At 41.8% G+C, this 11635-nt stretch carries 12 protein-coding genes; 8 read left to right on the forward strand and 4 right to left on the reverse strand.

What is annotated here, in order from left to right:
- Positions 1-223 precede the first annotated feature (223 nt).
- The 6 genes from HUW51_RS03610 to HUW51_RS03635 all read left to right on the forward strand — a co-directional run bounded on the left by HUW51_RS03610 (position 224) and on the right by HUW51_RS03635 (position 6568).
- Positions 224-1180 (forward strand): nitrilase family protein, encoded by a 957-nt coding sequence (locus HUW51_RS03610; protein ID WP_185272631.1) that lies wholly within the window; start codon positions 224-226, stop codon positions 1178-1180.
- A 138-nt stretch (positions 1181-1318) separates the two neighbouring features.
- Positions 1319-1939, forward strand: coding sequence for a hypothetical protein (locus tag HUW51_RS03615; protein WP_185272632.1), 621 nt, complete (start codon positions 1319-1321; stop codon positions 1937-1939).
- A 65-nt stretch (positions 1940-2004) separates the two neighbouring features.
- Positions 2005-3933: a peptidylprolyl isomerase gene (locus HUW51_RS03620; RefSeq protein ID WP_185272633.1), complete on the forward strand. Its 1929-nt coding sequence runs from the start codon at positions 2005-2007 to the stop codon at positions 3931-3933.
- 223 nt (positions 3934-4156) lie between these two features.
- Positions 4157-4726 carry a hypothetical protein gene (locus HUW51_RS03625; protein WP_185272634.1) on the forward strand — a complete coding sequence of 190 codons (570 nt, stop codon included), beginning with the start codon at positions 4157-4159 and terminating at the stop codon, positions 4724-4726.
- 80 nt (positions 4727-4806) lie between these two features.
- Positions 4807-5520 (forward strand): hypothetical protein, encoded by a 714-nt coding sequence (locus HUW51_RS03630; protein ID WP_185272635.1) that lies wholly within the window; start codon positions 4807-4809, stop codon positions 5518-5520.
- A gap of 538 nt (positions 5521-6058) precedes the next feature.
- On the forward strand, positions 6059-6568 hold the full coding sequence (locus tag HUW51_RS03635) for a DUF1493 family protein (protein ID WP_185272636.1): 510 nt from the start codon (positions 6059-6061) through the stop codon (positions 6566-6568).
- Between the two features lie 32 nt (positions 6569-6600).
- On the opposite strand, the gene HUW51_RS03640 is transcribed toward HUW51_RS03635, so the two are convergent.
- From HUW51_RS03640 to HUW51_RS03655, 4 genes are all read right to left on the reverse strand, one after another.
- Positions 6601-7185 (reverse strand): TetR/AcrR family transcriptional regulator, encoded by a 585-nt coding sequence (locus HUW51_RS03640; RefSeq protein ID WP_185272637.1) that lies wholly within the window; start codon positions 7183-7185, stop codon positions 6601-6603.
- Positions 7186-7263: 78 nt separating this feature from the next.
- The gene (locus tag HUW51_RS03645) at positions 7264-8019 is read right to left on the reverse strand and encodes an SDR family oxidoreductase (protein WP_185272638.1); all 756 of its coding nucleotides are present in this window, start codon (positions 8017-8019) and stop codon (positions 7264-7266) included.
- A 571-nt stretch (positions 8020-8590) separates the two neighbouring features.
- Positions 8591-9244 (reverse strand): YceI family protein, encoded by a 654-nt coding sequence (locus HUW51_RS03650; RefSeq protein WP_185272639.1) that lies wholly within the window; start codon positions 9242-9244, stop codon positions 8591-8593.
- A gap of 59 nt (positions 9245-9303) precedes the next feature.
- Complete coding sequence (locus tag HUW51_RS03655) at positions 9304-9753, reverse strand: MarR family winged helix-turn-helix transcriptional regulator (protein WP_185272640.1); 450 nt, start codon at positions 9751-9753, stop codon at positions 9304-9306.
- Between the two features lie 410 nt (positions 9754-10163).
- Between HUW51_RS03655 and HUW51_RS03660 the strand changes: the two genes are divergently transcribed.
- A complete protein-coding gene (locus HUW51_RS03660) occupies positions 10164-10466 on the forward strand; it encodes a hypothetical protein (protein ID WP_185272641.1) in 303 nt (100 codons plus the stop codon).
- A gap of 433 nt (positions 10467-10899) precedes the next feature.
- Complete coding sequence (locus tag HUW51_RS03665) at positions 10900-11550, forward strand: hypothetical protein (RefSeq protein ID WP_185272642.1); 651 nt, start codon at positions 10900-10902, stop codon at positions 11548-11550.
- Positions 11551-11635 lie beyond the last annotated feature (85 nt).

Below are 11635 nucleotides of genomic sequence, written 5' to 3' on the forward strand. Positions count from 1 at the left end.
CGCCCGTTGGCAGTGTCTTCACTGCCAACTTTTAGGCCACTCCTGAATGAATAATCTATAATCAATATCGCCAGCTGGCTTTACTTTATAAATGTATTCCAAGCAAGAAGCTCTAACCTATAATTTTAAATTTTTAAGTTAGCGAATGTCTTATAACTTTCGTTTAATTGCCAATTCCGGAATAACCTAATACTTAAAACTTAAAACGTACTACCTATTCAGAATGGAAAAATTAAAAGTAGCCACGGCGCAGTTCGAGAATAAAAGCGGCGATAAAGCGTATAATTTAAGTATAATAGAAGAATTAAGCCGGCAAGCGGCAGAGCAAGACGCCCAGGTAATCTCTTTTCATGAGTGCTCCATTACCGGTTATACCCACGCCCGGGAATTAACCCGGGAGCAAATGCTCGACTTAGCTGAGTTTATTCCGGATGGTCCGAGTATTCAAAAATTAACCGAAATAGCTACCAAATACCAAATAGCTGTACTGGCGGGTTTGTTCGAGAAGGACCAGGACGATAAAATTTACAAAGCTTATGTTTGCGTAGATGCTACAGGCTTGGTGGCGAAATACCGCAAGTTGCACCCGTTTATCAATCCGCACATTACGCCGGGTGATAGCTACTGCGTGTTCGATTTGCTGGGCTGGAAATGCGGCATTTTAATTTGCTACGACAATAACGTAATCGAAAACGTACGGGCAACCAAACTGCTAGGTGCCAATATTATTTTTATGCCGCACGTAACCATGTGTACGCCGTCTACGCGGCCCGGCGCTGGCTTCGTGGACCCGAAACTTTGGGAAAACCGCGAAAATGACCCTACTTCGCTGCGGCTGGAGTTTGATGGCATGAAAGGCCGGGGTTGGCTCATGAAGTGGTTACCCGCCCGCGCCTACGATAACGCTATTTATGCCGTTTTCTCAAACCCCATTGGCATGGATGCCGACCAGCTTAAAAATGGCTGCTCCATGATTATCGATCCGTTTGGCGATGTAATTGCGGAATGCCGCCAACTGGGTAACGAAATACAAATAGCAACGCTCACGCCCGAGAAACTGCAACAAGCCGGTGGCACCCGGTACATCAAAGCCCGTCGTCCGGATTTGTACCGCGACATTATCGGCCAGGAACATAACCCGGAACAAAAAGTAGTTTGGCTGCAAGCCGATAGTAAATAATTCTTCCCTGTTTTTATGGATTTTTAATCCAAACCAACTCTATAATAATTTAACAGTATAACCCACAAACCCTAGTTTTAAATTTTTTAAAATTTTAATCGTTAACCCCACTCCGATTATATCTAAACACCTATAACCGTGAACGAAACGATTAAACTGAGCTCCTTCGGCCGAAAAAACAAGGTCTTGTTAATCAACGAGGAAGTTATTCAGTTTAACCGCCGAACCATTTTCCGGAAAGATATAATCGGCATAAAACAATATGCCAAAGCCTTACAGTTTTACCGGTTCCGGGTGGGCGAGCAACACTATTTAGGCCTGAAAACCGCTACCCAGCAACTGGATATTTTGCTCACCTGTTACTTTGATATTGACCAGGATTATTTCCTTGACCTGGAAGACCGAATTACCGCCGCCATTTGGGAGCAAACTACTGATCAAATCTGGCTCCGGCATAAAGAAATTTTAAAAAATAATGGCACTATCGCGGTGGGGCATTGCCAGGTTAGCCGCACCGGCATTACGTTGCATAAAGCCACCGACTTAACCGGAAAGCCGCTCCTGATTACCTGGCCGGAACTGCACTACCAAATCCTGCACGACCGGTTGGTACTCAATAACCAAACCGATTACGCCATTTACACCAACCTGTATTTTAAAGACACCTGGAACCTGGATGTATTTATTGCCTTGCTGGATTGGATTACCCAGGAAAACGGTTTGGGTGAACTGCCTGAGGCCAACACGCTGGGACTGTAAATGGATTAAACTGGGCCTGCAAATTTCCGGGCTTTTCTGTATCTTCCCTCCCGAGAGCTTTTCGTATGAGATACTTTTACTTGCTGCTGATTTATTTATCTATTACGGGTTGCCGGGTAACTGGCCGGCAAAATGCAACTGAGTTGGGCAACAAATTTAAAGATGTTACCCTGCAAACTATTTACACGGCTCAGGACGAACGGCAAACCAATCAACTTTTACCTTTTTTAAAAAATCCAACGGCCCGCTACCGTCAGGAAGCCGCCATGGCTTTTGCCTCGGTGCAGGACTCACTCGCCATCCCCCCGTTGGTTGCTTTGCTCTCCGACCCCGAAACTGCGGTACGGCAATCGGCCGCTTACGCCCTAGGGCAAATAGGTAAACCCACTACCGAAGAAACTTTACTAATCGCCATTGAAAAAGAACAAAACGCAGCGGTACGGGCGGAGTTGCTGGAAGCTTTAGGTAAATGCGCGACGCAAAAAGGCTTGGATGCGCTGGTAAAATTCGACTTTACGGTATCTGAAGTGCAGGCTGGTCAGGCCTGGGGGATTTACCGGGCTCATTCCCGACCGCTCAACTTCGACCAAGCCATTCTGAAAGCGGTAAGTTTCTTAACGGCACCCAATCCCGAAACCCGTTTGGCGGCGGCTCATTTTCTAGCCCGCACGCCTAAACTCGATCTTTCGCCGCATGCCGCCACACTGGTAAACACCGCCCAAATTGACCCCAGCGTAGACGTAAGAATGGCAGCGTCTCAGGCGCTTACCAAGGTTAAAGCCGCTAATTTAGCTGAAGAACTGGACGGGATTATGGAAACTGAACCAGATTACCGCGTACGTTTAAGCGCCTTGCGCGCCACCGTTAACCTGGAATACGCCGCCGCCAAACCAATTTTGTGGCGCGGCCTCGCCGATAAAAACATAAACGTAGCCCTTACGGCCGCCGATGTAATTGCCACGCAATCTACCCCGGACCAAGCTGACGCGTTATTATTAAAAGCCGAGCAAACTTTACGCTGGCGTGTACGAGCTACCTTATTGGGTGCCGCTCTGAAACAACACCCCGATAAACAAGAAGTTTTAACGAGCATTCAGGAAAGATATAATCAAAGCAACAATAACTACGAAAAAGCCGCTTTATTAACGGCCGCCGCCAAAGACTTTGCCGGGGCTGCGTTTGTAGAAAAAGAAACCTTCGCCACCGATATCCCCGTCATCCGGACGTATGGTATCGAAGCGCTCACCCAGATCCGCAGCGATAAAAACTTTCCGGCGAACCAGAAAAAGCATTTTGCCGATTTATTTAAACGAGCCATTGCTTCCGGCGACTTAGCCGTTATTGGTATTACCGCGGGTTTGCTTCGTCAGCCGGAATTAAATTTTAAAAACGAGTACACTGATATTAATTTTTTAAAAAATGCCTTAGCCAAACTTGTTTTACCCCGCGACAACGAAGCGTACCAGGAAGTAGTAAAAACCATTGCTTTTCTGGAAGGTAAACCCGAGCCGCCAACGCCCAAAAACCCGCTCTCCCACCCCATCGACTGGACCTTGGTGCAAAGCTTACCGGCTAAGCAAGAAGTAAGCATTCAAACCAACCGCGGCGAAATAATTTTGCAGTTGTTCGTGGAAGAAGCACCGGGCACGGTGGCTAATTTTGTGCAATTAGCCCAAAGCGACTTTTTCAACGGCAAAAACTTTCACCGGGTGGTGCCTAACTTCGTTATTCAGGGCGGCGACCCGCGCGGCGATGGTTGGGGCGGCACCGATTACTCCATCCGCTCGGAACTCCACGACCTGCATTACCGCGAAGGATACCTCGGCATGGCCTCGGCGGGCAAAGACACCGAAAGCTGCCAATGGTTTATCACCCACTCCCCCACCCCGCACCTCGATGGCCGCTACTCCATCTTCGCCCGCGTGATTAAAGGCCTGGAAGTTTTACCTCTGCTGGAAATTGGTGATAAAATTCAGGAAGTACGGTTGCGGTAATTTTTTAAATTACCCTTAGGATAAGTTTTTTAAATTTTCAACCAATTAAATCTGCGGATTAAGGAATAGGTTACTGAGTTAAATTAGTATTATTTCGTATATTAGCAAATAACTATAAATACAGGAGTAGCTTCACTTATGTTTTCAAGCTAATTACCTTTAAAATATAGTGCAGATAACCGGAGTAGCTCCATTTATCTTCTAGTTGAGCTTAATTAAAATTATGAGATTAGATATTTCCCAAAAAGGAAATAAGTACACTTTTTACAAGCTTGGAATTGAAAAGCCAATATTCAAAGGGCGTCACAGGCAGTTTTTCTTTAAAGGTGACTACTCAGAGATATTTAATTCCACTGACGAGTTGGTGGCGTTAGTAAAAATTGGAAACAACATCTGGTTTCCTGGTATTAATAGATGGTCGAAAGCAACTTTTATCATTAATTTTCCTGAGTCGGCAACATCACTAGAGATAACGATTCAAAATTATTCTAAAGGTTACTGGACATTTGAATATAAGAATCATCAGTATGCATTTTATCATCATAAGTGGCATCAAAAATCGCTCTTCAAAGACGAGAGACAGGTAGCTCGCTTTGACAAAAGGACGGTGAACCTGTTCAAGTATGACCGTGCGTTTGTGATAGCAAACAATGATGAAGATGAATTGCTTCTTCTGGGTATCTTCTTAGCTTATGACATGTTAGAATCTTATGATAGTGATGGACCTAATTATTACGGGCGGGTACAGGAAGGAGTAAAGAAAATAGATCCTGATTGGCAACCGTGGAAATAGAATAACTAAGCTCAACAACACCTAAAAACCATTTCACGCTTTTTAGCCAAGAACGTTGGGCGCAATTAAATTTTAGAAAGTTGTTAAGTAATAGTTGGACAGACCTTATCAAGTGGACAAATGATAACAGTGGGTTTCTTTCTCTGATTTTGTTTTTAGTAACAATACTTTTCGGTTGGATAAGTGGCTTATTTAACTCTCTTATAAAGAAACCAAAATTAAAAGTTAGATTTATTGAAAAGTCTTCCTTCTTTTCATTTTTTTATACAGGAAATCAATCGTACGAAGAACAACTTAATGAAACATTCAACTTGCATCAAACAGGATTTGCTGTGTATATGTCTATTGCCAACGTTGGAAATATGCCCACTTCCATTGACAAAATCTACTTAGGTTATTACAAAAACACAACTAAGACGAAGCTTTTTGACAAGCAAATGGTTTGGCTTCCTCAATCCCATATTTTTGCTGATTTTAAGTTTGAGTATGGCGAATCTTTGGTTTTCATACCACCTTTGAGGACAAGGTCAGATGTTTTTAATCAAAGACGTACTGATTCGCTGGACGTGGGTGAAAGTATTGTTGGTGTAGCATATTTTGAACAAGGAGAAGCATGGGGAAATCTTAATCCCAAAAGTTCTGATGGAGACGGAACGATAAAAGTAGTTATCAAAATCCGTGATGTGTATGGGAAGCATTATAAATTTAAAACAACCTTGAAACCTAAAGCTATTGAGGAAGCAAGAACTATAAATGAGGCATTTGGACTAACCACGAATATTACAAAAGATTAACTGCGCCCAACAGTGTGTTTATAAAATTGTGGCTGGACGAACGAGCATTCAGCTATAAATCGCTATTTTGCTTTTGTGGTTAATTGAAACAGACGTTTTTCAAATGCCACAACTTCATAAACACTTTAACGTTGTACCACATTCAAAACAGAATGAACCTAATAAAAATACTTTCATTAACTTTTTTAATCTTAAGCTATTTGGGCTTAATCTTAATGTTGGAATTCAATAGTGAATTACAAACCCTCATCCCATACATTTTCATCTTGTGGGGATTAGGAATTATAAATGTGAAATTGAACGCCATATATGGAGATCAAATGAAGTTAAAAAGTTGGGTTCTAATTTCATTAGTTATAAGTGGACTACCATGGGTATTTCCACCCTTATTGTTTACATTTTTTGGTATACCCCTTCTTCTAATTTATTTGATTGTTGGAATTTATTTACACGTTCAAAAAGTGTTCAATATAAAAGCTAACTAAAAGGAGAAGAATTACCGAAAAGAACGTTAGGCAACATCTTAAAAAATAAAAACATGGAAGCAGTCGAGATCCGTTATTCCTATCTTAGAGAAGTTTCTGAATCTGTGGTTAATTTTATAAAAACAGAATATTGGTGGGAAGATGACACTAATTTTAAAAGTAGCATTGAAAATGATTTAGGGATAACCGGCGATGATGCGGTTGAGTTATTGGAGAAATTTGCTCAAAAATTTAAAGTTGATTTAGATGGGTTTGACTTCAGTAAATACTTTTCTCCAGAAGGCGTTTACGTAAACCCATTGCTAATCCCAATAATAGCACTTTTGATAACTCTATTTCTAGTAAAAACTTTTATAGCCGGAATTGTGTACCCTTTTGATAGTGAACAGGGCAAAAAGATTTTCAACTTTATCAATTCCGACCAGATTAATAAATTTTTTAACAAAATTTGGCCAAGCAAACTTGAAAAACTAACTGTGGAAGATTTGATTACGACAGCAATTAAAGGGAAATTTATAAAAAGAGAAACTGTTAAGTTTGTGATAAAAAAAGGCGTTGCTTAACAACAATAGAAATCAACACATTCTGCCGTAAATCAACACTTTAAAGCCGACAAGCAAACGTTCACAATATCGTCGAAAGCTTGTTTATTGGCGTCGAATTTAACGGTAACCCGCAAGCCGTTTAAGGAATTGAATAAAAACCGGGCTAAGGAACGGGCCGAATGTTCGTTAGAAAAAACCCCTTGGTTTTGCCCTCGTTCAATGGCTTTACACACGGCTTCTTCTACATCGTGCATAATAGAATTAGCGATAGCGGCTACTTCTTCGTCGCAAGGGGCCATTTCTACGGCCGAATTTACCATAAAACAACCCCGGGCGTGGTTTTCCTGAATAGCCTCGTTTTTTACTAACTCAAAAATATCCCGGAGGTATTGCTCTACATCTTCGGCGGTTTCGGCAGCTTTTATAGTATCGTCAATGCGGTCACGGCGATATTTTTTTAAGGCGCTTACGTACAGCGAATGCTTGTCGCCGTAGGTGTCGTACAAACTGGAACGGCTAATGCCCAGCCGATCCACCAAATCTTGCGCTGAGGTAGCATTGTAGCCTTTTTCCCAGAATAAATTCATTGCTTTGTCTAAAATCAAATCCTCGTCAAATACCTTCGTTCTAGCCATAAAAATATCTTTGTGAGACCATTATATCTCACAAAGATACGTAATCCGGAACGAATGTTCCATATTTTGGCAAAAAAATTAGCTCCGCAACGGGGCGTTTACCGAAGCGCCACTATCGATGGTGTACTCGGCGCCGGAAATAAAGGAAGCATCATCGGATGCCAGAAAAGTTACCAGTTTGGCTACTTCTGCGGGTTGGCCGTAGCGTTTAAATGGCATGCGGCTGCGGATAAACGAGTGAATCTCGTCGCTAGCGAATTGTCCTTGGTAAATGATTGGGGTTTCGGTCATGGCCGGAGCCACGGTGTTAACCCTGATTTTTCTACCGGCCAACTCCAGCGCTGCGGTTTTGCTGTACGCCGTAAGAGCCGCTTTGCTGGCCGAATAAATAGATGTTCCCTGGGCATAGGTAAACGCACTCACAGAGGTCATGTGAATAATGGACGCCCCATCGTTCAGGATAGGAATAAACTTTTCGGTGGTAAAAACCGCGCCTTTAAAATTTATGTCCGCCACGGTATCGAAGGTTTCTTCGGTAATTTGCCCTACTGGTTCTTGCATGGCCACCCCGGCGTTAACAAAAAGCACATCTACCTTGTCGTAAGTAGCTTTTACCTGCTCCACCAGCTTATCTATATCATTTATATTGGCCGCATCCGATCGAATGCCAACAGCATTACTGCCTAATTGCTGAACAGTTTCATCGAGGGTTGCCTGGTTGCGGCCGGTTATCACCACTTTGGCGCCTTGATTGATAAACTCTTGCGCGGTTGCCAGCCCGATTCCGGAATTTCCGCCGGTTACTACGGCTACTTTGTTTTGTAATTTGGTCATTGTTTTAATATTTAATTCTGGAACAAATGTTCCACAAATATCTACAATACGGACCGAACATTCCAAATTAAAATTTTAAAAATTTATAATTATGAAAAAAATGTACAAAATTATTATTGGCTTCACCTTGCTGTTTACCGTAGCTGCGTGCTATATAAGCTAAGCCATTCTTCTTCATCTCCGTCATTCTGTAGAATTCGAAGAATTCCAGAAGAATCTAATCGGTTACCTACTGGTTAGATTCTTCTGGAATGACGGTATTTGATAGTAAGTAAAGTAAAATATACGGCTATTTAATCCGGAAAGAGTTTTCGCTTAACTATAAGGTAGGATTTACCGCTGGTCTCATCAGTTTAGGAATTGGGTTTCTTTTTATTGGACTTATGCAAAAAAGGAAAATTAAATAAACTAGATTTGATTCGATTGATTTCTGCGTACTTAAATTATTAACAAAGCTTTAGCTTAAAAACAAAAAAGCCGGCATAAGCCAGCTTCTTTATTTTCACAGGTAATTAAAATTTTGCCTGGCTAGTACACCAAGGCTATTCAGAATAGGTGAGAATTTTAAAAATTACTTTTTAGCTACTAAATTAAATTTAACGGTAAAGTCGTCGTAAATAGCCTTGTCCGCAATATTCGGGAAGAAGCTCTTAGAGTTGTATTTAATGTCCCACTGGGTACGGTCTAAAGTAGCGGTACCGGTAGCCGAAGCAACCCCATCTTTTACATTAACGGTAGCCGGGAAAGAAATAGGTTTGGTAATTCCTTTTAAAGTTAAATTGCCTTTTACGGTGTAATTAGCCGCACCAGCTTGGGCACCTTTAATGGGAGTTACACTGGTAATTTTGAAAGTACCGGTTGGGTGTTTCTCTGCCGAGAAGAAATCATCGGACTTTAAATGTCCCAGTAATTTTTGTTTGTATTCATCCTCGGTAATGTCTTTGTTGGTAATCGAGTTCATATCAATCACTACATTACCGCCCACAATTTTATTACCGTTTACTAAAATATCGCCTTTAGAGATAGAGATGTTACCGGTATGTTCGCCAGTCACTTTTTTGCCATTCCACTCCAGGTTGCTTTGTGCAGTTTCTACTTTATAGGTAGTAGCAGCCACAGCTACTTTTTTAGCTTTAGGGGTGACAGAGGCCAAAGTTTGCGCGGAACTAACTTGAGCAACAAATAAGCTGGCTACAACAGCAGCCGATAAAAAAAACTTTTTCATAATAATTAAACAGGTTGTGATTTTATAAATTTTTAAATTTTTGAAATACTGTGTTTAAATTAATCCCGGATTTTATCCAGTAAGCGACTGAGCTCCTCGGCTTCGGCCGCCGATATGTTTTGCAAACCTTTAATCTGCGTACCCTCGGCCTCGTCAATTTGCTGCAGTAAGGCCAAGCCTTTGTCAGTTATTAAGATATCTACTGTGCGGCGGTCGTTGGGACACTGGTGCCGGGTTACCAGTTCTTTCGCCTCCAGTTTATCTACAATGCGCGAAGCATTGGATGTTTTATCGAGCATGCGCTCGATGAGTAAGTTTACCGTAGCCGGTTTGGGATACTGCCCCCGTAAAATGCGCAGAATATTAAACTGCGGCAGCGTAATATTATATTTTTTAAAAACCACCGCTTGCTGCTCCTGCAACCAACCCGCCGTAAAAATCAGGTTGATGTATACTTTTTGATACACATCTTTAAAAGTACGTTGCTTAATTTCTTCTTCTATTTTCATATCCTTAACTACGATGCAAATATATGTACATACATTTAATGTTGCAACATATTTTTGAAATTATTTTATTCCGCTCAGAAACCCAAGCAAGATCTTCTTATAAACAGAAATGTAATATCCTGGTTTTAGAACCTGCTGTACATGGCATTAAACTACCTAGTTAGAAGACGCCAACAAGATCGAAACATATAAGAATGAGCCCTACGCAAATAAATTCTTTGCAAAACCCGAACCCACGTTAAAATAAGTTCAGGCCAAGTTAATGTAAAAATAATTGGTTACGCCCAGATGCATTTGGCTAAGACATTTACCTGAATAAACCCTTAGCACTCCAGAAAGCAGTTATTTAGTTAACCTTAAAGCAAGCTGTTCCGTTAAGCCAAACAAGGTTATTATACACAGACTTGAAGATGAAAAAGATAAAAAATGGTTTAATCGCCTTGCTTTTAGCTTTGGTCGGCATGCCGGCCCTGGCGCAAACAACTAACCCGGCCACGAGCAAACCAAACCAAAATACGCCGGCCACTACTGCTTCTCCCACCACTGATAAAAGTGTTTCGCCGAATACCACGAAAGCAACCTCTACCCGTACCGACTCGGTAGTTACGGTTCCGGAAAATGGCACCAGTATAGCTACGGCACCTGGCACCAAAAAGCAAAAAAAACGTTCGAAGCCCACTCCTACGAAAAACAAAAAAACAAACCCTTACTAAGTAAAAGCCTGATAAAAACCCAATTAAGACAAAGCGAAGCCGCTGGGGCAGTGCCGTAGGCTTGAATAACATTTTTTGAAAAGTACAATTATTTAAATTTAACCGGCTTGTTTACTCACCGGATATTAATTAACCTCAAAACCAGTCAATCTTTAAAAATTGCATTAAATCTTTTTTAAATCCTATAAACAAGTGAATTTACGTATTTATCAGGACGAAAATTAGGTATTTTTTTTTCATTTTTAATTTTTAAACCCTCGTAAAAAGAACGTGCATTTCTTACAGATTTTTTAATCAGAAATAAAAAATCCAAATATTAAGAAAGCACATTAAAAATTGGGTTGGGTAATTATACCAGAAAAAGACCATAAACAATGGCTTTTTCAACAGCCCTCTAAAAATTTTTAAGTTTTAATTTTAAAAGCGTACAGTCATGACAAACAAGTTAAAGTTATTACCAGCCGTTGCCTTAGTTTTTGCTTCTTATTTGGCAAATGCGCAAACTACTAGCGGAGGCTCTACAGCCGGGACAACAGGAACAACCACAAGCGGCACTACTGCCGGAACTACAGTGGGCACAACCAGCGGCAGAACTACCGCGGGTACAACCGCCGGAACCACTAGCGGAACTACTACTTTAGGTACAACCAGCGGAACCACCGCGGGTACTACCATTGGCACCACAACTGGCACTACTACTGCTGGTACCACCGTTGGAACTACAGCCGGTACCACCGTTGGCACAACTGCTGGTACTACAGTAGGAACAACTGCCGGTACTACCAGCGGAACTACCTCTAGAACTACAGCTGGTACTACTGTAGGAACTACTTCGGGTACAACTTCCGGCAGAACTACCAGAGGCACCACTACGGGTTCTACTACTGGTACTACCGCTGGCTCCCGGATGGGAACAACTGCAGGTAGTACTACTACCGGCGGTACTACTGCTGGTGGCACTACGGCAGGGGGTACTACGGCAGGCACCGGAACCACATCTGGCACCGGCACTACCAGCGGAACTACTTCTGGTACAGGAACTACTGGCGGTACAACTAGCGGCGGAACTACCGGTGGTAAGTAATAGTTTTTTAACTAAAACTAATTTAAAGAAGAAGAATTTATAGTTTTTTCATAATAGGCGCTAAAAAGCTAACAGACCTTGTCTG

The sequence above is a fragment of the Adhaeribacter swui genome, assembly GCF_014217805.1.
Classification (GTDB): Bacteria; Bacteroidota; Bacteroidia; order Cytophagales; family Hymenobacteraceae; genus Adhaeribacter; species Adhaeribacter swui.

Coding starts and splice junctions, on each gene's coding strand:
- HUW51_RS03665 (WP_185272642.1), top strand. CDS start 10,900: ATGACAAACAAGTTAAAGTTATTACCAGCCGTTGCCTTAGTTTTTGCT.
- HUW51_RS03655 (WP_185272640.1), bottom strand. CDS start 9,753: ATGAAAATAGAAGAAGAAATTAAGCAACGTACTTTTAAAGATGTGTAT.
- HUW51_RS03625 (WP_185272634.1), top strand. CDS start 4,157: ATGAGATTAGATATTTCCCAAAAAGGAAATAAGTACACTTTTTACAAG.
- HUW51_RS03640 (WP_185272637.1), bottom strand. CDS start 7,185: ATGGCTAGAACGAAGGTATTTGACGAGGATTTGATTTTAGACAAAGCA.
- HUW51_RS03635 (WP_185272636.1), top strand. CDS start 6,059: ATGGAAGCAGTCGAGATCCGTTATTCCTATCTTAGAGAAGTTTCTGAA.
- HUW51_RS03620 (WP_185272633.1), top strand. CDS start 2,005: ATGAGATACTTTTACTTGCTGCTGATTTATTTATCTATTACGGGTTGC.
- HUW51_RS03660 (WP_185272641.1), top strand. CDS start 10,164: ATGAAAAAGATAAAAAATGGTTTAATCGCCTTGCTTTTAGCTTTGGTC.
- HUW51_RS03650 (WP_185272639.1), bottom strand. CDS start 9,244: ATGAAAAAGTTTTTTTTATCGGCTGCTGTTGTAGCCAGCTTATTTGTT.
- HUW51_RS03610 (WP_185272631.1), top strand. CDS start 224: ATGGAAAAATTAAAAGTAGCCACGGCGCAGTTCGAGAATAAAAGCGGC.
- HUW51_RS03645 (WP_185272638.1), bottom strand. CDS start 8,019: ATGACCAAATTACAAAACAAAGTAGCCGTAGTAACCGGCGGAAATTCC.